We start from the raw sequence: 21786 nt of genomic DNA, 5'->3' as shown, positions 1-21786 counted from the left end.
TTCCAGGGTTCCTTGGTGTGGTTAAAAGACAGGTAGCCGATATTCATGCCCGGTTGAGAGACGAGCTTGATGTTTTTATCCTGACGGGCAAGTTCGATATCCGCTGGATTGGGAAACTGGCAGGCGTGGATACTGCCGGCTTTCAGTTCCAGAAAGCGCACCGAATTTTCAGGAATGGAGCGGAAAACGATTTTGTCCAGATAAGGACCAGCAGATTTGTCCCAGTAGTTTTCATTTTTCTTCAGGACAATTTTATCGTCTTTGACCCATTTTTCAAATACAAACGGACCGGTGCCCACTGGATTGCGTAAAAATTCCTTGGGGTTTTTCAGAAAAGCCGTTGGGCTGATGATATTGGCAAAGTCCATGCCCATGTTGGCCAGAAACGGTGCCTCAACTCTTTTGAGTTTAAAAACCACCGCATACTCACCGGTGGCCTCAATGGAGCCGATGGTTTCATCCATTTCCATGGATACCCAGTACTCTGGTGTGCGCTCCTGTGGAGGGATTTTCCAGCCTTTGCCGTTAAATTTGACGTTGGGTTCTTTCATCATGCGGCCGATGGAAAACACCACCGCATCGGCATTGAAAGGCGTGCCATCATGGAATTTGACACCCTTGCGAAGCTTGAACCGGTAAGTCAGGCCATCCGGCGAGATTTCCCAGGATTTTGCCAATCCGGGTTCCAGATCGGTGGACTCATCCTTATAGAAAACCAGCGCTTCGTATATGTTGTCACATACCTGAAACGAGTTGCCGTCGGTTTCATAGGCCGCATCCAGCCCGACGCTGTCGCCACCGCGGCCCCAGATCAACGTGCCACCGGATTTGGGCGCCGCCAGTGCCACACCGGCACACAAAAAGACGACCAAGGTTGATAATAAAATAATTTTTTTGAACATGTGTCCCCCTTTCAGTTGGTTGGTTAACATGCTTCTGAAACCTATTTCAAAAATAGTAGATCACGTCCAAGGGTAAGGCGCAAACCGATTCGACAACGGAGTATACAACGTTAGTATTCGAGTATTTCGAATCGGTTTTTAATCCGCCACGAATATTGGCGGACCATTGGGCGCCTGCCCGCCTCTGGCGGGTTAGATGCATTTTTGAGATAGGCTCTAACAAAATAATGGCTTGCCAGACAAGAATCAATTAGACCTACCAGAACCCAAAGTAAATGTCAAAAGATAAACAGCACAAGGTGCCGATATTTATACATAACTATACCACTATCTATATTCTTTTTTCTTCAACGCCGTGACAGGCCACCTGGGTGCCGGAATCCAATTGGATCAGTTTGGGTATTTCCTTTTTGCAGCGCTCATTGGCATAGATACAGCGGCCGTGAAACACGCAGCCCGAGGGCAGGTGGATAGGTGTTGGGACTTCGCCTTTGAGTTTCAGATGTTTGGGTTTTTGTATGCCCAGCTCTGGAATGGCACTCAGCAGCGCCTGCGTGTATGGGTGATGCGGTCGTTCGTATAGTTGTTGAGTCTGCGCCAGCTCACATATGGTGCCCAGATACATGACCGCCACGCGAGTGCTGATATGTTTTACCACTGCCAGATCATGGGTGATAAACATATAGGTCAGGCCCCGTTTTTCCTGGGCCTGCATCATCAGGTTTAAAATTTGGGCCTGTATAGAAACGTCAAGGGCTGAAACCGGCTCATCGGCAACGACAAATTCGGGATCAACCATCAGGGCGCGGGCAATGCTGATGCGTTGCCGCTGGCCGCCGGAAAATTCGTGCGGATAACGCCCGGCCCAGGCCGGATCCACGCCTACCTGGCGCATCACCTCGGCCACCTTGTCCTGGGCTGCCTGGGATGTGATGGACCTGTTGTGAAAATAGACCGGTTCAGCCAGAATCTTATTGACCGTCATGCGGGGATTTAAAGAAGCATACGGATCCTGAAATATCATTTGCATTTTTTTACGAAAAGGCAGCATCTGCTGGGGGCTCAGGTGGTCTATGCGTTGATCCTGATAGTGTATCTCGCCGCTGTTGGGCGGGTACAATCCCATAACGGCTCTGGCCAGGGTGGACTTTCCGCAGCCGCTTTCGCCCACAACACCCAATGTTTCCCGCTGCTTGATCGCAAAACTGACCGCATTAACCGCCTTGACGGTGGTTTTTTTGCGAACCATTCGGCCGCTCTCCCATGATAGCTGGTCAAGTAAACCACCGGAAATGTCAAAGTGTTTAACCAGTTCTTTTACGGTTAGCAGGCTGTTATTCGGTTCCATGACTGAAATTTTCTGGTTGCCTTTCGCCCAGAAAAAAGGGCTATTTAATCATATGGCACGCGACTATGCGACCCTGTTGTTCCTTGCTGATCAGGGTTGGCACCTCCGCGCTGCAGATCGAGTCGCTGATCATGCAGCGTGGATGAAACGCACAGCCCTGGGGTATTTCCGTCAGATTCGGCATCATGCCGGGGATCTGGTTTAAACGCGAGCCCGGTGGAATGATACCGGGTAAGGCCTTAATTAAACCCTGCGTATAAGGATGCTTGGGATCCTGCACCACCGACTGGGTGGGTCCGCTCTCTACTATTTTGCCCGCATACATGACCACTATTTTTTCGGTGATCTGGGAGACGACGCCCAGGTCATGGGTGATCAGGATCAAGCCCATTTTTTCAGATGCGCATAATTCCAGCAATAAATCCATGATCTCGGCCTGAATGGTGACATCCAGGGCGGTGGTGGGTTCATCTGCGATGATCAAACCGGGATTGGTCAGCAGTGCAATGGCGATGACAATACGCTGCCGCATACCACCGGAGCACTCATGGGGATACTGCTCTAATCTTTTTTCGGGAGATGGAATATGGACTTTTTTTAATTTTTCCAGGGCGATGTCCAGGGCATCGGCTTTGCTGACATTCTCATGGGCCAATACGGTTTCGGTCATCTGGGTGGCGATGGTCAGAACCGGATTGAGCGTCATCATGGGATCTTGAAATATCATGCTGATGCGGTTGCCGCGAATGGCACGCATTTCTTCCTCGGGCAGGCGGTTGAGTTCCTGGTTTTCAAATACAACCTTACCACCGGAAATATAGCCGGGCCGGCTGATCAGATTAATGATGGCAAAGCCGGTAACCGACTTTCCGGCTCCGCTTTCACCCACGATGCCCAGGCGTTCACCCCGGTCGAGCGTGAAGCTGACACCGTCAATGGCGGTCAATTCGCCTGACCATAAGGCAAATTTAACTTCCAGATCTTTAACTTCAAGTAGGTGACTCATTTAACTTGGTGTTTGGTATTTAGTGTTTAGCATTTGGAATTTGATTAATCCCTATGGAAATGCTTAGTTTTTTTTCGATGGCAAGGCGCAAAGTGCTTCAAAAGCGAAGCGTACATGCCAGTACGTGAGCATTTTGAAGCGGTTTGTAACGCAGCCAGCGGGCAAAAGATGAATATTTGCATAGGGATTTAGCCTTTATATAGTTTAGGATTGAGCACATCCCGCAGCCAGTCTCCGAGCAGTAAAACAACCAGGAGAAAAATGACCAGCAAGACGCCCGGGAAAAAGGTAATCCACCAGGATCCGCTGAATATGTATTCAAAACCGGACCGGATTAAAGACCCCAGGGAGGGCTTGGTGATGGGCATGCCCAATCCCAGAAACGAAAGTGCGGCCTCACTCATGACGGCATTGGCCACCTGGATGGTCGAGAGCACCAGAACCGGTGTCATGGTGTTGGGCAATATGTGTCTAAAAATAATCCGCCAGCCACTGATGCCAATCACCCGGGCTGCCTCGACATATTCTTTGTTTTTTTCTCCCAGCACCGACGCCCGTACCGTGCGGGCATACTTGGGCCACTCGGACATTCCGATAATAATGATCAATAAGGGTAGTGCCATTTCTTCCCAGCGACCGACGCCAAAGGCCAGCTTGAAAATGGCGCTGGCAAAAATGGCCACGATCAGATAGGGGATCGAAAATTGAATATCGGCGATGCGCATTAAAAATGCATCCAGCTTACCCCCGAAATAGCCGGAAAGAAGACCGACCGCAATACCGAGGAAGGCCTGGAATAACACCGCACCCACTCCGATAAGCAGTGATGTCCTCAGGCCGAAAATCATGGTGCTGAGCAGGTCGCGGCCCTGGATATCGGTTCCCAACAGGAAGGTTTCGCTGCCGTTATCCATCCAGGCCGGCGGGGTCTCGGCGTCCAGGATGTCAATGGTTGCCGTATCGTAGGTGTCGTGCGGCACCACCACCGGCGCCAGGATGCTGATGATGACCAGAACCGACAGCACGCAGAAGCTGCCGATCGCAACGGGATCCTGTTTGAAATTGTAAAACAGATAAGAATTCTTAAATCGTCGCCAGGTGTTCATTTTCTGCCTGCTATTCTTACCGTGGGATTGACAAACCCGTACACAATATCAACGATGGTGTTGATGACCACGAAAATCGCACCCACCACCATCAAATAGGCCACCAGTAAAGAGGTATCCGAGCGTTCGACCGCTTCGATGAACATAAATCCCATCCCATGCCAGTTAAAAACCGATTCCGTCAAAATGGTAAAAGCCACCAGAATTCCGAGCTCGACGCCAAATATGGTGATTACCGGCAGCAGAGTATTTTTAAAAGCATGAACGAACCAGACGCGTTCGCGTCGGAGGCCCTTGGCCCAGGCAAATTTAATATATTCGGTCTCTAAAATTTCCATCATTTCCGCCCGCACCAGTCGAATGAAAAGCGGCAGCATGATCGATGAGAGCGATACGCTGGGCAGGATTAAGTGCTTGAGACCATCCCAGGTAAAAAAACCGCTTTCCCAGCCCCAGATGTTGACCGTTTCACCGCGCCCGTAGGATGGCAGCCAGCCCAATTCCACGCTGAAAAAATAGATAAAGGCAATGGCGGTCAGAAACACCGGAACCGCAACCCCGATGGTACTGACGGCCATTATGATCCGTGAAAACCAGCTTTTGGGATAGATGGCGGCATAAACGCCCGCCGGGATGGATACCACAATCAGGATCAGGGCCGTGACAATCACCAGTTCAATGGTTGCGGGGGCCTTGGATATAATAACCTCCAGGGCCGGTTTTTTATAGAAAAAGGATAACCCCAGATCACCCCGGCAAGCATTTTTCACAAAACGGAAATACTGGATATAAAAGGGATCGTTTAAGCCCAGTTGTTCGCGGATGACCTCGCGCTCGGCCGGTGTGACGCGCTCGCCCACCAGGTCTCTGACCGGGTCACCGATCGAGTGCTGAATCGAAAACCCAAACAGGCTAATGACCAGCATCACAAATATGGCTTGAATGATACGTCGGATGATAAAAGCAAACATCACGGGCCCTTGTTGAAATCTGAATTGAATCGGTGCTTTTTAATACGACCAAAGGCGGAGCAGGTCAAGAGGGAAAACATGAAAAATACGAGAATAAAATCATAGTGATATCGCTGCCGGCAGGCGGATAAATGCGCTTGCCGGCAGCGCTCAACAGGTCAAATAAAAAAGGGCAGGTGACGTATTTGACCATCGCCACCTGCCCCTACTTCTATGTCAGGCTGTTTTTTTGCCTATTTGATGACCAGATCCCCTAAATACGGGAAATTCATGGTATTAATGATCGGCTTGATCATGACGTTATTTTTGCCCGCATAGGAATGGTTTTGCCAGTGAAACGGCACAAATGCGGCCTCATCGTACAGAATCTGTTCGATCTGCTGCAGAATCTTGGTACGTTTTGCCAGATCGGTTTCAACCTGGGCCGCCATGGTCAGCTCATCGATTTTAGCATTGCAAAAGTTGCCGCTGTTGTACTGGCCGTAACCGGTTTCCTTGTTGGGGCACATACCTAAAAATTCAGTGAAATTGCCGGAATCTTCGGTATCTGAGTGCCAGCCGATCATCTGAATGTCGGCCACCTGGGCGTCAAACTCATCCCAGTACTGGGCCTTGGGCATGGTTTTCAGATTGACCTTGATGTTAATTTTGGCCAGCATAGAGACGACCGCCTCGGCAATCTTTTCATCATTCACATAACGATTGTTGGGCGCGATCATGGTCACTTCAAAACCCTTTTCCAGACCGGCTTTTTTCATGAAATCCTGGGCTTTTTTGAGGTCAAAGCGGGGTTTGAGGGCCGGGTTATGTCCCATGTAGCCTTTGGGGCTTTGCTGGCCGGCCGGGGTGGCAGTGCCTTTCATTATCTTTTGGGCAATACCCTCATTGTTAATGGCATGCACAATGGCCTGACGAACATTAACATCTTTGAATTCGGCCCGGCGCTTCTGGTTCAACTGCACCGTGATAATGCGGCCGCCGGAATAGGTCACCAGTTTAACTTTGGAATCTTTATCGACGCGCTGAAAATCCTGGGGCGGCACCGGTGAAATGAAATCGACATCACCGGAAAGCAGGGCTGCTACCCGGGTGGCATCTTCTTTGATGGGTGTCAGCACGATTTTGGTCACGTTGCCGGGAGAATCCTTGTCCCAGTAATCGGCGAATCTTTCAAAAACATATTTGGCACCCTGTTCCCATTCGACGACTTTGAACGGACCGGTACCGGAGCTGTTTTGCAGCGCAAATGAAGGGCCGACTTTGACGACCGCGTCTTTGGGTTGCCCGGTGGCGTCCGTGCCGCTGTAAAATTTACTGTCCAGCGGAAAGATATAGGTGGCCATGTTGATCAGCAGCGCATAGGGTTTTTTGGTTTTGATATCAACCGTGTGATCATCGACCACGGTGCAGCCGGCAAACGGCTCGAAAAGACCTTTGAAATCTTCACTGTTGTAGAAGCGCTCAAAGGTAAATTTGACGTCTTTGGCGGTAAATGCATTGCCGCTATGAAATTTGACGCCTTTGCGCAGAAAAAAGCGCATGGTCAGGGGATCGATGCGCTCCCAACGCTCGGCCAGGCGAGGTTCAAACTCCATATTCTGGGCATAGCGGACCAGCGGGTCAAACGTCCAGTGTGAATACTGCAGCATCCCCCCGGACAGCTGGACCTGCGGATCCTGGGAGACGGGGCCGGCATCCAGGCCCAATTTCAAGGTCTTGGCGCCTGCGATCGAACCCAGCGAAAATAGCATTAAAACAGCTAAACTAAAGATAACGAATTTTTTCATTACATCCTCCTTTCATTATGTCTTTGCTAGATTTATTGTGAAACCTCCATCTTAAAACAACCAGATCTGCTGGGGTGGCTGATAACATCTCACCCAGACACCATGTATAAAAAATCAGCAAACTAAGGTCAAGGGAGAAAAGTAAAATAGATAGTTGTCTATTAGTATTAATAACTATTTCCTGGCTCTTACGTGAAAGTAGATGAGAAATTTCTTCAGTGTGTAAAACGGATAATTACCTTTTATTTCTCATCTATTTTCACCTTTGGAACAGCGCGGCAAGCCCGCCAAAGGCGGACAGGCCTCAGGCTTCCATCGGTCCGCCGCAGGCGGATTATTCAGAGCGAAGCGTCCGCCTTAGGCAGATAGATTCGTCCTGAAGTGCCTTGCATATGAAAGCCTCCAACTTGCGTAAAATCCAGGTATTACCCTTTTTTATTCCAGGATGTCATTTGAAGAAATTTAGATGTAAGCAGGTGTTATAATCTCTTGCCCAGTCCGATGACATCGTCATCTGAATACCCCAGGCGCCCATAAAACGAGATCACCGCCTGGTTTGACGTGCGGACCTGTAAATTAATTTTGGGACATCCACGTCTTTGAAGCTCACGCTCGACTTTCTCCATCATGCGACGACCAAGTCCTTGGCGCTGAAAATCCGGATCCACCGCCAGATAATAGATCCAACCGCGATGCCCGTCATAGCCGGCCATAACTGTTGCCACGATGCGGCTGTTGATTTTTCCCACAAAAAACAGATCGGCTTGGACCTGACCTTTCATTTCAATATCTTTTTGGGGATCATTTTTTGGGACGACCAGGTTACAGCGATGCCATAAATCGATGACCGCTGATTGATCCGCTGCCCGATAGGATCTGATTTTCAATTCGGCTTTCTCATCGCTGCCTGCAGTGGCCTCTTTTTCTTCAAAAGGGTTGTAGCCCGGCTTGACCACCAGATTCTTTTGGTTCTGAATGATTTCGGGCCGGTAAACCCTCTCAGCCCATTCCTCCGGCGTTACTTCTTCAAATGCGACAGATACCGATTTTTCTTCACAAACGGCAATCTCTGTGACCTTCTTGACGATTTCACGAGCAAGCTGTTTTTTCTGCTCCGCCGATCTTCCGGGATAAAGTTTCACAATTATGTGGGGCATTTATCTTCTCCTTAGTATTAATCAGATGACAGAGTTCAGAGGTCAGAAGACAGATGGTAGAAATAAGAGAAATACTATTGTACCTGACTTTTGTTCTCCGTCCTCTGATCTCTGAACCTAGAACCCTTGAACGCTGAACCTTGAACCTGCCACGGAGATATAGACAAACAGAATTTAAGTCAAGGTGATAAATAGAAGCTGCCTCACGCTTTGACTTATAGACGAAGTTGATTATTTTTATTTTATTTGCTTTAAGAATATGAAATAGTTACCGCAACACTCAGGTGACGATTTCAGGGCGGTCCCTAACTATTATCCAGTTAATTTTCCTTATTTTTCCAGTTCTAAAACCGGCAGATTCGATTTCGGATTGCTGACAAGTATTTCAGGCAGGAGTGGTTCAGATGATATTGGCGGCAGTTGTTTCGATCTTTATTCTGGCACTGATAGCACCTGGGGTGCAGCGGTTGCTGCCCAACAGAGCCGGCTGGGTGCTGAGCATTTTACCGCTGGCACTGACGGTTTTTTTTGCAACTAAAATAGCACAGATCAATGGCGGTCAGATTATCATCGAGTCCCATAACTGGGTTCCCAGCCTGGGGGTAAACCTGTCATTTTATCTGGACGGTCTCAGCCTGGTTTTTTCACTGCTGATATGCGGCATTGGCACCTTGATTGTGATTTACTCCGGCGGGTATCTATCCGGTCATGTCAACCTCGGCCGTTTTTACACCTTCCTACTGTTCTTTAAGGCCTCGATGCTGGGTGTGGTTTTAGCCGGCAATCTCATCAGTCTTTTTGTCTTCTGGGAGCTGACCAGCCTCAGCTCATATTTTCTAATCGGTTTTGACCACCAGCGGGAATCCGCCCGCACGGCTGCCCTGCAGGCGCTTTTGGTTACCGGAACCGGTGGTCTGGCGCTGCTGGCAGGAATGCTCTTAATGGGTTGGGCGACCGGAAGCCTGGAACTCAGCGAGCTGTTGACTCGTGGGGATATGATCCGGGGCAATGTCCTGTATATTCCGATATTGATTCTGGTATTGCTGGGTGCATTCACCAAATCCGCCCAAGTCCCGTTTCACTTCTGGTTGCCATCGGCCATGGAGGGGCCGGCGCCGGTCAGCGCATTTTTGCATTCGGCAACAATGGTCAAAGCCGGTGTCTATTTGTTGCTGCGCTTGAGCCCGGTACTGGGGGGCACCGACATCTGGCAGCTGACACTCACTTTTGTCGGTGCTGCTACGGTGGTGACTGGGGCCCTGATGGCATTGGTTCAAACCGACTTCAAACTTTTGTTGGCTTATTCAACGGTCAATGGTTTGGGCACCCTGGTATTCTTGACAGGGCTCGGCACACCGCTGTCGATCCAGGCTGCCATGGTTTTTCTGGTTGTGCATGCACTTTACAAAGGATCGTTGTTCTTGTCCGCCGGCGTGATCGATCATGAAGCCGGCAGTCGTGATTTAAGCCGGCTTAAAGGTTTATCCCGCCAGATGCCGCTAATAACCTTTGCGGTTGTTCTGGCAGCGGTTTCGATGGCTGGGCTGCCGCCACTGCTGGGTTTTGTCGGCAAAGAGTTGATTTATGAATCTCTCTTATCGATCAACGGATTTCGCTGGTTGTGGGTTGCGGCCGCAATTTTGGCCAATGCCATTTTACTGGCCGCAGCCGGTATTATCATTTTGCGCCCATTTTTTGGCGCTGCCGATAAGCCCCATACCAAAGCGCATCAACTGACACTGAATCTCTGGCTGGGTCCTGTTTTGCCCGCAGTGCTGGGGCTGATTCTGGGACTATTCCCCGATTTGGTCACTCAATCGGCGGTGGCACGTGCGGTTTCTGCGGTCATCGCCCGACCGGTGGACATGCATCTGGCCTTGTGGCACGGATTGACACCCATGCTGGCTCTGAGCGGCCTAACGGTTGCCTGCGGTGTCGTGATTTATCTGATCCATACCGCTGTGCGTCAATTGGCGCAACGAGTGGTCTGGCTGACCGCCCGGGGGCCGGCGGCATGGTATTTCGGCTCGCTTGAAGGTCTAAAGAAACTGGCCGCCTGGCAAACACGCGTGCTGCAAAGCGGTTATCTGCATCACTATGTTCTGGCCATTATTCTAACCACCCTGGCACTGGTCGGATACACGCTTGTCTACAAGGGGGGGGTTCATTTTTCGCTTGAAATTGGCGATATTCGATCCTTTGAGCTGATCGTGGCAATTTTAATGCTGGCGGCTGCTTTTGTAACCGTCTGGGTGCCCTCGCGGATCGGCGCCATCGTTGCCATGGGTGTGATCGGATATGGGCTTGCATTGATATTCGTTGACTTTGGGGCGCCGGACCTGGCGATGACCCAGTTTCTGATTGAGACCATGACGGTAATTCTTTTTGTCTGGGTAATTTACCGATTGCCAAAATTGACAGAGGAATTTGCGCACGTTCACCGGTTGCGCAATGCCCTGGTGGCAATCGCCAGCGGACTGCTGATGTCGGTCTTAGTCCTGGTGGCCCTCAGCGTGCGCGAAGGCTCGCGCCTATCCGGATTTTTCGCGGAAAACAGTTATGTCCTGGCGCACGGCAGGAACATCGTCAATGTCATTATCGTCGATTTTCGTGCGTTGGACACCCTGGGCGAAATTACGGTGCTGGCCCTAGCCGGTGTGGGGGTCTACACACTGCTGAAGCTGAAGCCGGAAGACAGTGAGGCCGTAAAAATGCCTGAGGAAAGTTAAGCCGGTTTGCTGGCCGAAGGTCCTCGTGAGCCGGGATAGCCCAGTTGAGCAGGTTATAAAACTCGAAACGGGCCAACGGGCTAACGGGCAACCGGCTAACATGATGGTTATATGATTTGAATCTTCATTTTAAACTGGGTTAGCTTTTACCCCAGGTAAACGGGTTACAGGTACACACATGCAATCGGTGATTCTAAATACGGCAACGCGAATTTTAATGCCCATGCTGCTGTTGTTTTCAGCATTTATGCTGTTTCGCGGTCATAACCTCCCGGGGGGCGGTTTTATCGGCGGGTTGGTGGCTTCAACCACATTTATCCTTCATAGCTATACCTACGACGTTCAAAGCACGCTGGCGTTGCTGCGCATATCACCGCGAACGCTCCTTGGCGTCGGCTTGCTGCTGGCCTTAGGAAGTGGCTGTGTTTCCCTTATATCCGGAAAGCCCTTTATGACCGGCCGGTGGGGAGAAATTCATATCAGCGCAGAGGAAATCTGGCATCTGGGAACCCCCATTTTTTTTGATCTGGGGGTTTACCTGGTGGTGATCGGGGCGGTTTTGACGATTATTTTAACTCTGGCGGAAGGAGATTAAGGTGGAAATTCTGGCAGCCATTGTTGTAGGAGGGGTATTCGGATGTGGTATTTATTTGCTCATGTCCAGATCCCCGGTGCGCCTGATCATTGGGCTGGTGCTGCTTTCCAATGCCATCAACCTGCTGATTTTCGTGGCTGCCGGTTTGATTCGCGGCAAAGCGCCCCTGATACCGGCGGATGCATTGCGCGGGATTGAAACCACTGCCGACCCGCTGCCCCAGGCTTTAATTTTAACGGCCATTGTTATTTCTTTCGGCGTTTTGGCTTTTGCACTGGTTCTTTTCAGCCGCACCTTTAAGTCAACTGCCGCAACTTCACTCGATGAGATGAAGACGACGGATACATGAAGCTGTTATTGATATTACCGATTCTGATTCCATTGACCACAGCAGCCTTTTGCCTGCTGCTGTGGCGGCACCGGAAGGCTCAGCGTCTGCTGGGTGCGCTGGGGTCTGCCGCCCATCTGTTCGTGGCGCTTTTGTTGCTATGGATGGTCTGGCAGGACGGCATCTTCGCCACCCAGGTGGGCAACTGGCCGGCACCATTTGGTATTACGCTGGTGGCCGATTTGTTGAGCGCCATCATGACGGTGTTGGGTGCCTTGATGGGCTTTGCCGTTGTTATCTATTCCCTGACCAGTATGGACAGAGGGCGGGAGTCATTTGGCTACTATGCCTTTTTCCATTTTTTGCTGATGGGCGTCAGCGGTGTGTTCTTAACCGGGGATCTTTTCAATCTCTACGTCTGGTTTGAGGTGATGTTGATATCGTCTTTCATTCTGCTGGCGTTAGGAGGCGAACGGCACCAATTAGAAGGCGCCATTAAGTACGTGACGCTCAACTTAATTTCTTCGGCCTTGTTTTTAACTGCCCTGGGCATTTTGTACGGGATGCTCGGCACCCTCAACATGGCGGATTTATCCCACCAGATCGGCAATGGTCAACATGCCGGCGTCGTCAGTACCTTGTCCATGCTTTTTCTGGTGGCCTTTGGCATTAAATCCGCTCTATTTCCGTTATTTTTCTGGCTGCCGGCGTCTTATCATACGCCACCTGTGGCAGTTTCGGCCATTTTTGCCGGTTTGCTGACCAAGGTTGGTGTTTATACGTTGATTCGCGTGTTTACACTATTGTTCTCGCAGGACATTGGTTACACACACAATATTATCCTGGTTATTTCCGGCCTGACGATGGTAACGGGTGTGCTAGGCGCCATGACCCAAAATGAGTTTCGCCGGATCCTGTCCTTTCACATCATCAGTCAGGTCGGCTACATGGTTCTGGGTTTGGGGCTGTTTACGCCCCTGGCGTTGGCCGGATCGATTTTTTACATTATGCATCACATCATTGTTAAAACCAATTTGTTTCTGGTCAGTGGCGTGGCGCGCAGGCTACAGGGGTCATATCAACTGGATCGACTCGGCGGCCTTTTCCAGACTGCTCCGGCGCTAACGGCGATTTTTATGATTTCCGCCTTTTCGCTGGCCGGCATCCCGCCCCTGTCAGGATTCTGGGCCAAGCTGATTCTGGTGAAAGCCAGTCTGGATATGACGGGCTATATCATTGCTGCCACTGCTCTGGGCGTGGGGCTCTTAACCCTGTTTTCGATGGCCAAGATCTGGGCAGCGGCTTTCTGGGGCGATACGCCCCATACAGCTGCAAACAGCGCAGAGCAATCCTGGAAAACCTTCAGCCTTGCACAAAAAACTGCCCTGTATCTGCCGATGATCCTGCTGGGTGCGCTAACGTTAACCATCGGACTGATGTCACAGCCTTTTTTCGAGCTGGCCACTCAAGCCGCCGAGCAGCTGCTGAATCCGACCGGATACATTGATGCCGTTTTAGGGGGGAAATAAATTGAAACAGATCAATGTTTTTTTAGGAAATATTTTTCTGCCACTGGTCTGGATGGCGCTGACCGGCGCCTTTACCTTCGCCAATTTTGCCGTCGGCTTTGCCATCAGCACGCTGGCCTTGTGGCTGATCAGCTCTCCGGCGGATATTACCCTGATTGTCTATATAAGCCGTTTCTTTCGCTTTATTGGATTTTTCTTTTTCTTTGTCTGGGAGCTGCTGGTAGCCAATTTGCGGGTGGCTTATGAAGTTCTAACCCCGGGCTTTCAGATGCGGGCGGCGATCATCGCGTTACCACTGGATGCGAAATCCGATCTGGAAATTACAGTTCTGGCCAACCTGATTACATTGACACCGGGCACCCTCAGTCTGGATGTTTCCCCGGATCGTAAAACACTTTATATTCATGCCATGCACGTACACGACGTGGAGCAATTCAAGCAGGATATTAAGCTGCGCATGGAGCGGCGGGTTATGGAGGTGTTTAAATGATTCTGCAGGCGACCATTCAATTCATTGTTTTCCCGCTGTTGAGCTTAACCCTTGTGCTGGGCTTTATTCGTCTGCTTCTGGGGCCGACGTTGCCGGATCGTATCATTGCCTTTGAGTTAATATCGATTAACGCCGCCGGTATCATCGTGGTGTCAGCCATCACCACCAACCAGGCGGTTTTGCTGGATGTGGCCAGTGCCTGGGCCATTATATCTTTTTTAAGCGTGATTGCCTTTTCTTATTATATTGAAAAATGGAGGGGCCGGCCATGAGTGAGATTCTGATATCCGCATTGCTTGTCATCGGCGCCTTCTTCATGCTGGTCGCCGGTCTGGGTATGCTGCGCATGCCGGATCTGTTTTTACGAATGTCCTGCAGCACTAAAGCAGCCACCATCGGTGTCGGTACCTTAATGTTTGCCCTGGCGCTGTATTTCGAGGATCTGGGGGTGGCCACCCGTGCGCTGGCAACCATTTGCTTTATATTTCTGACAGCACCGGTGGGGGCGCATCGGATTGGCCGCATTGCCTATCTGGTAGGTGTGCAGCTCTGGAAAGGGACGATTACAGATGAGCTTAAGGGGGTGTATCCGACCGACGCCTGTGTGCCTTTTGGCCAGGAGTGTACGATTCCCAATATGGACGCGTCCGAAGTTAGCACGGATATCGAGGAAGGCCCGAAGTAAAAAAGAAAAACCTGTCCGTCTTAAATTCTTTTGACAGCCGCTATGATCGCTTCCACTGCCGATTCAATGGGCATTTTGCCGGTATTAATGATTAGATCATAATTTTCAGGATCGGATATGTCCGCGTCGTAGGATTTTCTGACAAACGCTCCCCGCTTTGCTTCTCTTCTGATCACACGCCGTCTGGCCTCTTCCTCTTTGATACCATAGGTACGCACAACATTCTGTATGCGAATTTCCAGCGGTGCGATCACGCGAGCACTGAATCTTTCCTCCGGCGGCAAAATAAAATTGGCACCTCTGCCAATGATGACCGCACGGCCATGTTGTGCAATCGTGTTGATCACCTTTAAGAGGTGCTCCATATAGATACCGGGATAGAGGTATTGGTTTTTATAAAGGGAGGCAATAAAATCATCTATTCCGGAAAGGCGCTCCTTTTCAATCGTATCGATGACGCTGGCCCGTATTTTAGCACTTTTAGCGATGTCTCGAATAATATCCTGATGAAAATAATCAAACCCCAACCGTTCGGCCGCTTTCTGGGCAACGAGACTGCCGCCGCTACCCGGTTCCATACTCAAAGTAATCACCGAAATGCGCACCTCCGGTTTTTGGTCCGCTTTGGGGGCAGGGATTTCCCATTTTCTGATTTGTTGTTTTACAAACTGTTCAACGGATTGTTCTTTTTTGGCCATTATTTTAGCTTCCCTCGTCTCTTTCCATGACCACATCGTTTTTGGGGTTATTTACGGGTCGTCGATTTCATGTAGTGTTCGATCAGTTTCTGTTCATCAGCTGAAGTGATTTCATCGGGTAGTCTTTTTTCTGCCAGCGCGATGGCAGAATCGATAAGCTCGGAGCGAATTAGAGTTCTGGCCTCCACGATCTGATTTCGGATCTTACGCTGGGCGCCTTCGAGCAGCATCCGGCTTTCCTCTTGGGCCTTTTCAATGATTTGCTGTTTTTTCCTTTCACCGTCTTTAATGATTCTTTCTTTGATCTGTTCGAATCGATCGGTGCTTTCATTCAATATATTCGTTGCTTCTTGAACTTTTTCGGCCGCGGCTTCTTTTTGCTGTTCAAATTTTTTAATCTGGTAATCGATCTCTTCGCGGCGGTTTGCCAAGAAGTCTTTGATCGGTTTGCGGCCAAACTTAAACAGAACAATGGCGATGATCGCAAAATTTAGCCATCGCATGACCAGATCAAATAAGGGGCGCCAGTCCTCGGTGTTTTCGGCTGCCAGCGCATCGGGACAGCACACCATCAGTGCTGTCATAACGACAAACACATAGCCGCTATAAGAAACAATTTGTCTTTTGGACATCATGATTCCTGACTCCGATGCAAAACCGTGGCTATAATCTGTTTTGACAGGTCTTCGGCCTCCATCTGGACCCGCTTCCGGGCGGTTGCAATCTGGAGATCGACTTCCTTTTCAGTCTCGATCTTCATGGCGTTTATCTCTTCCCGGGTAGATGCGATGATATCCGTCGCCTGCTGCTGGCCTTTGGCCGTCAGTTGCAGCCTTTGCTGGGAGGCCTCATTTCTGACATCATTTTCGTGCGCCTGTATCTGATCGGTCAGCTTTTCATATTCGCTGTGCGCATTGTCGATATCCAGCTGGATCTGGTCAATGTGTGATTTTCTTTCATCCATGACCTGGCGCAGCGGACGAAACATAATTCGGTTGATAATAAACAGAAAAATCAGAAAAGAGATCACCTGAACGATTAATGTTTCGTTGATACTGATAAGCGCAATATTGCTGACAATCTCCATGTTTCGTTTTCCACTCGGTGCGGTTAGATTTGTGACATGTTGGTCTTAATAGACCACAAATAAAAGTAACAGCGCGACAACCAATGAATAAATGCCGGTTGATTCGGAGACTGCCTGCCCCACCAGCATGGTCCTTGTCAGCAAGCCGGCTTCTTTGGGATTTTTTCCGATGGCCTCACACGCTTTGGCTGCAACCATGCCCTGACCGACACCCGGTCCGATGGCACCCAATCCCATGGCCAGACCAGCACCGATAAATGCTGCTGCTTTTACAATTTCTGCTCCTTCGATTGCCATTTTTTCCTCCTTATGTAAGATGTCCCGCAAGATGAAAATGAATTGGATTCTTATTTTAAGTTTTTCTAATTAGACAGGATTAACCCGCCTGCGCGCAGGCCTCGGCGAGGCAGGCAGGGTTTTCCTTTTAAACAACAAATATCAATACCAGGCTGATGACCATTGAATAAATAGCCGTTGACTGTGAAACCGCCTGGCCGACCAACATGATTCGCATCAGATCGTTGGTGTGCTCCACATTACGGGCCACCCATCGCACCGCGCCTTCGGCGGCCATACCGTTGCCGATGCCGGGCCCGATTCCACCGAGTCCCATGCAAAGCCCGGCCCCCAGAAGTGCCATGGGGGTCATCAGTAGGCCGGACTCGGGAAACGTTTTAAACATCAATATAAAGCTGATGAGCAGGCCGAAAATCGATGGTGTTTGCGCAACTGCTTGGCCAATCAACATCAGGGTGGTAACATTGGTGACTGTCTGCGGTGTTCGTGCGATGCCCTCACAGCTGGCCCCGGCGGCCAGACCGCCGCCGTAACCCGAACCGATAGCCGCCAGACCTGTGCTCAAACCGGCGCCCACCAGGGCCGCCCAAGTGGGCGTCACTGCCGCGCCGCCGAATTTGATGAAAATGAGCATCAGCGCCACCACCATGGCAAAAATCGCCGGTGTCTGGCAAACCGCCGAGCCGATGAGCATATTGGTCGTCAATTGCGAGCCGGCTTCAGGTTGCCGTGATAATCCAAAACAGGCCTCGCCGCCCGGATTGCCGGCTCCGATGCCCGATCCGATCGCACCAAAACCCATACAAAGCCCAGCACCCAGATACGCAGCGGCATCTAACAGGCCGGGGCTGGGCGGTTTTACGAACAGCAGTAAAATGGTGATCACAAGGGCAAAAATCGAGGCCGACTCGGCGATGGCCTGACCGACCAGCATGTTTTTGAAAATATCACCGGATATCTTGGGATTGCGTGAGGCAGCCAAATTGGCCTTGGCAGCCGTATAACCCTGTCCAACTGCCGCGCCAATTGCACCAAGACCCATGGCGATGCCACCACCACCATAGGCCGCTATTTTAACTACCGTTTCGACTTCAAATCCCATCTGTTATTTCACCTGAACCGAGATATAAACCACTGTAAGCATGGTAAATACGAACGCTTGGATTGTGCCGACAAAAAGACCGAAAAAAGCATATAAAAAAGGCGGCAGCACAAGACTGAACGTCAGATAAGAAACCACCAGAATAATAATTGATCCCCCCAGGATGTTGCCAAACAAACGGAAGGAAATTGATACAATTTTGGCTAGTTCACCAATTAGATTCAACGGCATCATAAAGAAAATCGGCTGGAAATATTCCTTGCTGTACGCCTTGAATCCTTTGGTTTTGATACCGGCGTAATGGGCAATAAAAAAGCCGATCAGTCCCAGCCCGAGGGTTGTGTTTAGGTCTCGGGTCGGCTCATCCAAGTAAGGAATGATGCCAAGCCAATTGGAAAGCAGCAGGAACATGAACAGAGCGCAAACCAGGGGCGCGTATTTTTGAGCCAACTCTTTACCAAGTGCGTCTTCGGTGAGGTCGTATAAGAGAGATACAATCAGTTCCCCCAGCGCCTGTACGGGACGGGGAAGTATGCTTCTTTTACGGCGGGCAAAAAGACCGAGCAAAATCAATAAGCCAAAGACGAGCCAGGTCATGACGATCACCTTCAGATTTATAGTGATGTCATAACCAAAAAAGGGAATGATCAATTGTGACAATCTGCCAATTTCGCCCATAACGGTAACGTCTAAACTTGTTTTCCACGCAGGGTAGGAATTTGGGTTAGCAGGTGATCCGCCAAAATGACCAACTGTATCATAAATACGCCCACGACAGCAGCCACCAAATTGAACTGTTCGAATTTTACGGCCGCGATCAGAGGGATCGCCAACAAAAGATATCTGAATATGATCGAGCCCAAGGAAATCGAAAAAATCTGACGTTTTGACCGGCCGAATTTCATGGCGATGGATTTGGCCATTAAGATGAAATTCAGTACGCTGAAAAGAGTGCCGAGAATCAATCCTTTGCCCACCGGTTTATGGCCCGCCAAAATAAAAACCAGCCCAACTATGATGGATATCCACAATGCCCGTTGGATGATTTTTTTTTGTATTTGTTTAACGGCTTCCATTGTTTGAATCGTTATTGTTTTGCGGCTGGTCGTTAAGGGTTTGTAAAATCTGGCGATAAACGGTGACCGCACCCCCGATAACACCTAATATTATAAAGATGGTGATAAAGATACCTCTGGTACCCAACCATTTGTCGAGATAGAACCCGATAAAAAAGCAGAAAAGTATACAGCCGGCCATCGTCAGGCCGATTTGCATGACGACCGAAAGGTTCTCGGCCCAGACACGATTTTTTTTATAGTTGAAAACCATTATGCAGTTTTAAAACGTTTTCGATTACCATAGCAACAAAATCTTTGCAAGCAGTTTCCCTTCGTTCCGATTGCGTAAAACCGAACTTGACAGTTGCACGCGGGTTCCTATAATCAGTATGTCATCTGTATTGAAAATCAATTGCATTTCAACACCTTTGGCGTGAAAGGAGTATAAAAATGGCGGTCATCACCATCAGCAAGGAATTTGGGTGCGATGCGGGAAAAATCGCCGCGGTTGCCGCCCAAAAATTAGGATATGACCATATCGGCAAAAAGCTGACCGCCGAAATTGCCAAAGACCTGAACCTGTCGGAAGCCGAGGTTGAAACCTTCAAACAGACTTCGCAATCCCGAATCATTCGGCTGATGGATCGCTATACCTGCACGCTGGTTCAAAAAGTGGTTGATCGCGAACACGGTTGTCTGGATGATGCCAACTATTTTGAAAGCACCAAGAATCTGGTTGAGAACTTATACGATGCCGGCAACGTCATAATTCTTGGATGGGGCGGGCAATGCATTTTGCGCGGCAAGCCCAACACCTTGCATGTTCGCCTGACCAAAGATATGGACTTGAAAATTGAGAGTATCATGCAGGAATATGACCTCAATCGTCTGGCTGCCAAAAAATTAATTGAAAGGGAAGAAAAAGATTCCAGTGCCTACGTCAAACACTATTTCAATGAGGACTGGAATGATGCGCGTCTGTACGATCTGATCATCGATATGGGCAAGCAATCGGTGGAACAGGCAGTTGAAATTATCTGTAATAACGTTAACAACTGATTTGATATCAAAAGAATAGCAAAGCGTTTTTAATTTTCAAAGGACACCTACTTGCGTGCTCCGTATTTGTTGATTTGTTTTAGCGTATGCCGCGACTTTCTTCATCATAACTCTCAGGAGGACATCAAACATGGGAAAGAGCTTAAAAACCGTTGCCGTAATATTAGGCTTTATGCTTCTGGGCGCTGGTTACGCCAGTGCAAATTCCCAACCGCCTGCCGTGGGCGGGGTGCTACCGAATTTTTCCCTTTCGGTACCCAAAAATAGTGATCACCAGAGATATCTGGGGATCACCGGCAAAGAAGCCTTTTCCATTCCAGAAATAAAAGCTGATGTTGTTATCATCCAAATCTTTAGTATGTACTGACCTTTCTGTCAGAGGGAGGCTCCCTCTATCAATGAAATGTTTCAAAAAATCGAAAGTGATGAATATTTGAAAGGCAGGGTCAAACTGCTGGGTATCGGAGCTGGCAACTCTTCCTTTGAGGTCGGCTATTTTAAAAAGACTTATAATATTCCATTTCCCCTTTTCCCGGACGGCAATTTTGCAATTCACAAAATAATCGGTGAAGTTCGAACGCCATTTTTTATTTGCATCCGGATAAACAACGACGGCAGCCACAAAGTCTTTTATTCCAAAGTGGGTGGCGGCAAAGATCCCGATCAACTCTTGCAAAGATTGCTCAAGGATTCGGGTTTGAAGTGAGGAGGTGATCGAATTGAAAATGCGTCTAATAATATCGATTCTCACATGCATGATCGTGTGCCTCAGCATGGCAACCGCATACAGTGCCTCAGAGGCATTTAAAGAAAATATCTATAATCCGGGCGAATTAAAGCCCATTGACAGTAAATTAAAAGTTAAAGTTGGCGATATTGCGCCGGATTTTACGTTGCCGGCAGTATCAGGCGACGACGTTACCTTGAGCCAATATCGCGGCAAAAAACATGTGGTCATGTCCTTTGTGCCGGCAGCTTGGACACCGGTGTGCTCTGATCAGTGGCCGGGATACAACATTGTGCGGCAAATGTTTGATGAAAATGATGCTGTTTTGCTGGGTATTACGGTGGACAATATCCCCACCCTTTATGCCTGGACAAAGCAGATGGGTGACCTGTGGTTTCCGGTTCTCTCTGACTTTTGGCCCCATGGCGCAGTAGCCGAAAAATATGGTGTGTTGCGGTCCAATGGTGTCTCAGAGCGGGCATTGATATTTATCGATAAAAAAGGGGTCATTCGTGATATCCAGGTTTCAGATATCAATGTCAGACCCGATCTGGCACAGTGTGCGGCGACTTTGGAAAAAATGGATAAACTTTGGTAATGGCGTCAATCAGGATGATATTGATGAAACCAATTGAACGTAGGCACATTCTTAAGGCAATCCTGTTTTTGGTATTGTTAATATCGATCCAAACCAATGCGAGCGCAGCTGTTACGGTTGAAAAAATTTCCGAAGCCGCCCTGGATGAATTGATCTATTCTGGCCAGAAAAAAAAGGTGATTACCTTTATGGCGGCCTGGTGCGGACCCTGTATCGACGAGTTGCCGACCTTAAACAAACTACACCAAAAGTATAAGGCGCGGGGATTAACACTCATTGGTGTCAGTATTGATTTAGAGGGGCCGCAAGCAATGCAGCCGATCATAGACAAGCTGAAGGTGGATTTCCCGGTTTACTGGTATGGAGAAAACGCTATTCAAAAATATTCCGTATTTGCCATCCCCATGCTATTTTGGGTGCAGGATGGAAAGATCGTCGAAAAACTAGGGGGAAGACGGTCTGAAAAGGAGCTAGACAAGAGGATCCGGCAATTTCTAAAGCGATAATCGTGCATTATGCATTATGCG

General features: G+C 49.3%; 27 protein-coding genes. 12 read left to right on the top strand and 15 right to left on the bottom strand.

Going from position 1 to position 21786, the window contains the following annotated elements; translation table 11 throughout:
* The 7 genes from QNJ26_13400 to QNJ26_13370 form a co-directional block, all read right to left on the bottom strand.
* On the bottom strand, nt 1-902 hold a 902-nt coding region (locus QNJ26_13400; GenBank protein ID MDJ0986531.1), incomplete at its 3' end, for an ABC transporter substrate-binding protein.
* 331 nt (nt 903-1233) lie between these two features.
* Nucleotides 1234-2250, bottom strand: coding sequence for an ATP-binding cassette domain-containing protein (locus tag QNJ26_13395; GenBank protein ID MDJ0986530.1), 1017 nt, complete (start codon nt 2248-2250; stop codon nt 1234-1236).
* Nucleotides 2251-2290: 40 nt separating this feature from the next.
* Nucleotides 2291-3256 carry an ABC transporter ATP-binding protein gene (locus QNJ26_13390; GenBank protein ID MDJ0986529.1) on the bottom strand — a complete coding sequence of 322 codons (966 nt, stop codon included), beginning with the start codon at nt 3254-3256 and terminating at the stop codon, nt 2291-2293.
* A 188-nt stretch (nt 3257-3444) separates the two neighbouring features.
* Nucleotides 3445-4362: an ABC transporter permease gene (locus tag QNJ26_13385; GenBank protein MDJ0986528.1), complete on the bottom strand. Its 918-nt coding sequence runs from the start codon at nt 4360-4362 to the stop codon at nt 3445-3447.
* Entirely contained in the window at nt 4359-5333 is a 975-nt protein-coding gene (locus tag QNJ26_13380) for an ABC transporter permease (GenBank protein ID MDJ0986527.1), read from the bottom strand. The genes QNJ26_13385 and QNJ26_13380 overlap by 4 nt, the downstream gene beginning before the upstream one ends.
* A 233-nt stretch (nt 5334-5566) precedes the next feature.
* The gene (locus QNJ26_13375) at nt 5567-7120 is read right to left on the bottom strand and encodes an ABC transporter substrate-binding protein (protein MDJ0986526.1); all 1554 of its coding nucleotides are present in this window, start codon (nt 7118-7120) and stop codon (nt 5567-5569) included.
* A 479-nt stretch (nt 7121-7599) separates the two neighbouring features.
* Complete coding sequence (locus QNJ26_13370; GenBank protein MDJ0986525.1) at nt 7600-8277, bottom strand: GNAT family acetyltransferase; 678 nt, start codon at nt 8275-8277, stop codon at nt 7600-7602.
* A 404-nt stretch (nt 8278-8681) separates the two neighbouring features.
* On the opposite strand from QNJ26_13370, the gene QNJ26_13365 reads away from it, so the two are divergent.
* The 7 genes from QNJ26_13365 to mnhG all read left to right on the top strand — a co-directional run bounded on the left by QNJ26_13365 (nt 8682) and on the right by mnhG (nt 14633).
* Entirely contained in the window at nt 8682-11006 is a 2325-nt protein-coding gene (locus tag QNJ26_13365) for a putative monovalent cation/H+ antiporter subunit A (protein MDJ0986524.1), read from the top strand.
* 178 nt (nt 11007-11184) lie between these two features.
* Nucleotides 11185-11601 carry a Na+/H+ antiporter subunit B gene (locus QNJ26_13360; protein ID MDJ0986523.1) on the top strand — a complete coding sequence of 139 codons (417 nt, stop codon included), beginning with the start codon at nt 11185-11187 and terminating at the stop codon, nt 11599-11601.
* 1 nt (nt 11602) lies between these two features.
* On the top strand, nt 11603-11950 hold the full coding sequence (locus tag QNJ26_13355; protein ID MDJ0986522.1) for an NADH-quinone oxidoreductase subunit K: 348 nt from the start codon (nt 11603-11605) through the stop codon (nt 11948-11950).
* Complete coding sequence (locus QNJ26_13350; GenBank protein ID MDJ0986521.1) at nt 11947-13458, top strand: Na+/H+ antiporter subunit D; 1512 nt, start codon at nt 11947-11949, stop codon at nt 13456-13458. The genes QNJ26_13355 and QNJ26_13350 overlap by 4 nt, the downstream gene beginning before the upstream one ends.
* Nucleotide 13459: 1 nt before the next feature.
* Nucleotides 13460-13948, top strand: a complete 489-nt coding sequence (locus QNJ26_13345; protein ID MDJ0986520.1) for a Na+/H+ antiporter subunit E — start codon at nt 13460-13462, stop codon at nt 13946-13948.
* Nucleotides 13945-14220 (top strand): monovalent cation/H+ antiporter complex subunit F, encoded by a 276-nt coding sequence (locus QNJ26_13340; protein ID MDJ0986519.1) that lies wholly within the window; start codon nt 13945-13947, stop codon nt 14218-14220. Before QNJ26_13345 ends, QNJ26_13340 begins: the two co-directional genes overlap by 4 nt.
* Nucleotides 14217-14633 (top strand): monovalent cation/H(+) antiporter subunit G, encoded by a 417-nt coding sequence (gene mnhG, locus QNJ26_13335; GenBank protein ID MDJ0986518.1) that lies wholly within the window; start codon nt 14217-14219, stop codon nt 14631-14633. Before QNJ26_13340 ends, mnhG begins: the two co-directional genes overlap by 4 nt.
* Before the next feature lie 20 nt (nt 14634-14653).
* Here mnhG and QNJ26_13330 read toward each other — a convergent pair whose 3' ends face one another.
* The 8 genes from QNJ26_13330 to QNJ26_13295 form a co-directional block, all read right to left on the bottom strand.
* Nucleotides 14654-15331, bottom strand: coding sequence for a cytidylate kinase-like family protein (locus QNJ26_13330; GenBank protein MDJ0986517.1), 678 nt, complete (start codon nt 15329-15331; stop codon nt 14654-14656).
* 47 nt (nt 15332-15378) lie between these two features.
* Nucleotides 15379-15966, bottom strand: a complete 588-nt coding sequence (locus QNJ26_13325; protein MDJ0986516.1) for an ATP synthase F0 subunit B — start codon at nt 15964-15966, stop codon at nt 15379-15381.
* Nucleotides 15963-16418: an ATP synthase F0 subunit B gene (locus tag QNJ26_13320; protein ID MDJ0986515.1), complete on the bottom strand. Its 456-nt coding sequence runs from the start codon at nt 16416-16418 to the stop codon at nt 15963-15965. The genes QNJ26_13325 and QNJ26_13320 overlap by 4 nt, the downstream gene beginning before the upstream one ends.
* A gap of 45 nt (nt 16419-16463) precedes the next feature.
* Nucleotides 16464-16715, bottom strand: a complete 252-nt coding sequence (atpE, locus tag QNJ26_13315) for an ATP synthase F0 subunit C (protein MDJ0986514.1) — start codon at nt 16713-16715, stop codon at nt 16464-16466.
* Nucleotides 16716-16842: 127 nt separating this feature from the next.
* Nucleotides 16843-17817, bottom strand: coding sequence for an ATP synthase F0 subunit C (gene atpE / locus QNJ26_13310; GenBank protein MDJ0986513.1), 975 nt, complete (start codon nt 17815-17817; stop codon nt 16843-16845).
* A gap of 3 nt (nt 17818-17820) precedes the next feature.
* Entirely contained in the window at nt 17821-18495 is a 675-nt protein-coding gene (gene atpB / locus QNJ26_13305) for a F0F1 ATP synthase subunit A (protein ID MDJ0986512.1), read from the bottom strand.
* Nucleotides 18496-18506: 11 nt separating this feature from the next.
* Nucleotides 18507-18893, bottom strand: coding sequence for an ATP synthase subunit I (locus QNJ26_13300; GenBank protein MDJ0986511.1), 387 nt, complete (start codon nt 18891-18893; stop codon nt 18507-18509).
* On the bottom strand, nt 18880-19092 hold the full coding sequence (locus QNJ26_13295) for an AtpZ/AtpI family protein (GenBank protein MDJ0986510.1): 213 nt from the start codon (nt 19090-19092) through the stop codon (nt 18880-18882). Before QNJ26_13295 ends, QNJ26_13300 begins: the two co-directional genes overlap by 14 nt.
* 233 nt (nt 19093-19325) lie before the next feature.
* Between QNJ26_13295 and QNJ26_13290 the strand changes: the two genes are divergently transcribed.
* From QNJ26_13290 to QNJ26_13270, 5 genes are all read left to right on the top strand, one after another.
* Complete coding sequence (locus QNJ26_13290) at nt 19326-19934, top strand: cytidylate kinase-like family protein (protein ID MDJ0986509.1); 609 nt, start codon at nt 19326-19328, stop codon at nt 19932-19934.
* Between the two features lie 130 nt (nt 19935-20064).
* Nucleotides 20065-20301 (top strand): hypothetical protein, encoded by a 237-nt coding sequence (locus tag QNJ26_13285; protein MDJ0986508.1) that lies wholly within the window; start codon nt 20065-20067, stop codon nt 20299-20301.
* Between the two features lie 36 nt (nt 20302-20337).
* The gene (locus QNJ26_13280; protein MDJ0986507.1) at nt 20338-20640 is read left to right on the top strand and encodes a hypothetical protein; all 303 of its coding nucleotides are present in this window, start codon (nt 20338-20340) and stop codon (nt 20638-20640) included.
* A gap of 19 nt (nt 20641-20659) precedes the next feature.
* Nucleotides 20660-21259: a peroxiredoxin gene (locus QNJ26_13275; protein ID MDJ0986506.1), complete on the top strand. Its 600-nt coding sequence runs from the start codon at nt 20660-20662 to the stop codon at nt 21257-21259.
* A 23-nt stretch (nt 21260-21282) separates the two neighbouring features.
* Nucleotides 21283-21765, top strand: coding sequence for a TlpA disulfide reductase family protein (locus QNJ26_13270; GenBank protein ID MDJ0986505.1), 483 nt, complete (start codon nt 21283-21285; stop codon nt 21763-21765).
* The last annotated feature ends 21 nt before the right edge of the window (nt 21766-21786 follow it).

This window comes from Desulfobacterales bacterium, from assembly GCA_030066985.1.
Lineage (GTDB): Bacteria > Desulfobacterota > Desulfobacteria > Desulfobacterales > JAHEIW01 > JAHEIW01.
This window is presented reverse-complemented; position numbering and strand designations above follow the sequence as displayed.

Excerpts from the sequence above, each read along its gene's own strand:
- QNJ26_13395 (MDJ0986530.1), bottom strand. The coding sequence starts at position 2,250 with ATGGAACCGAATAACAGCCTGCTAACCGTAAAAGAACTGGTTAAACAC.
- QNJ26_13390 (MDJ0986529.1), bottom strand. The coding sequence starts at position 3,256 with ATGAGTCACCTACTTGAAGTTAAAGATCTGGAAGTTAAATTTGCCTTA.
- QNJ26_13385 (MDJ0986528.1), bottom strand. The coding sequence starts at position 4,362 with ATGAACACCTGGCGACGATTTAAGAATTCTTATCTGTTTTACAATTTC.
- QNJ26_13380 (MDJ0986527.1), bottom strand. The coding sequence starts at position 5,333 with ATGTTTGCTTTTATCATCCGACGTATCATTCAAGCCATATTTGTGATG.
- QNJ26_13375 (MDJ0986526.1), bottom strand. The coding sequence starts at position 7,120 with ATGAAAAAATTCGTTATCTTTAGTTTAGCTGTTTTAATGCTATTTTCG.
- QNJ26_13370 (MDJ0986525.1), bottom strand. The coding sequence starts at position 8,277 with ATGCCCCACATAATTGTGAAACTTTATCCCGGAAGATCGGCGGAGCAG.
- QNJ26_13365 (MDJ0986524.1), top strand. The coding sequence starts at position 8,682 with ATGATATTGGCGGCAGTTGTTTCGATCTTTATTCTGGCACTGATAGCA.
- QNJ26_13360 (MDJ0986523.1), top strand. The coding sequence starts at position 11,185 with ATGCAATCGGTGATTCTAAATACGGCAACGCGAATTTTAATGCCCATG.
- QNJ26_13350 (MDJ0986521.1), top strand. The coding sequence starts at position 11,947 with ATGAAGCTGTTATTGATATTACCGATTCTGATTCCATTGACCACAGCA.
- QNJ26_13340 (MDJ0986519.1), top strand. The coding sequence starts at position 13,945 with ATGATTCTGCAGGCGACCATTCAATTCATTGTTTTCCCGCTGTTGAGC.
- mnhG (MDJ0986518.1), top strand. The coding sequence starts at position 14,217 with ATGAGTGAGATTCTGATATCCGCATTGCTTGTCATCGGCGCCTTCTTC.
- QNJ26_13330 (MDJ0986517.1), bottom strand. The coding sequence starts at position 15,331 with ATGGCCAAAAAAGAACAATCCGTTGAACAGTTTGTAAAACAACAAATC.
- QNJ26_13325 (MDJ0986516.1), bottom strand. The coding sequence starts at position 15,966 with ATGATGTCCAAAAGACAAATTGTTTCTTATAGCGGCTATGTGTTTGTC.
- QNJ26_13320 (MDJ0986515.1), bottom strand. The coding sequence starts at position 16,418 with ATGGAGATTGTCAGCAATATTGCGCTTATCAGTATCAACGAAACATTA.
- atpE (MDJ0986514.1), bottom strand. The coding sequence starts at position 16,715 with ATGGCAATCGAAGGAGCAGAAATTGTAAAAGCAGCAGCATTTATCGGT.
- atpE (MDJ0986513.1), bottom strand. The coding sequence starts at position 17,817 with ATGGGATTTGAAGTCGAAACGGTAGTTAAAATAGCGGCCTATGGTGGT.
- atpB (MDJ0986512.1), bottom strand. The coding sequence starts at position 18,495 with ATGGGCGAAATTGGCAGATTGTCACAATTGATCATTCCCTTTTTTGGT.
- QNJ26_13300 (MDJ0986511.1), bottom strand. The coding sequence starts at position 18,893 with ATGGAAGCCGTTAAACAAATACAAAAAAAAATCATCCAACGGGCATTG.
- QNJ26_13295 (MDJ0986510.1), bottom strand. The coding sequence starts at position 19,092 with ATGCAAATCGGCCTGACGATGGCCGGCTGTATACTTTTCTGCTTTTTT.
- QNJ26_13290 (MDJ0986509.1), top strand. The coding sequence starts at position 19,326 with ATGGCGGTCATCACCATCAGCAAGGAATTTGGGTGCGATGCGGGAAAA.
- QNJ26_13285 (MDJ0986508.1), top strand. The coding sequence starts at position 20,065 with ATGGGAAAGAGCTTAAAAACCGTTGCCGTAATATTAGGCTTTATGCTT.
- QNJ26_13280 (MDJ0986507.1), top strand. The coding sequence starts at position 20,338 with ATGTTTCAAAAAATCGAAAGTGATGAATATTTGAAAGGCAGGGTCAAA.
- QNJ26_13275 (MDJ0986506.1), top strand. The coding sequence starts at position 20,660 with ATGCGTCTAATAATATCGATTCTCACATGCATGATCGTGTGCCTCAGC.
- QNJ26_13270 (MDJ0986505.1), top strand. The coding sequence starts at position 21,283 with ATGAAACCAATTGAACGTAGGCACATTCTTAAGGCAATCCTGTTTTTG.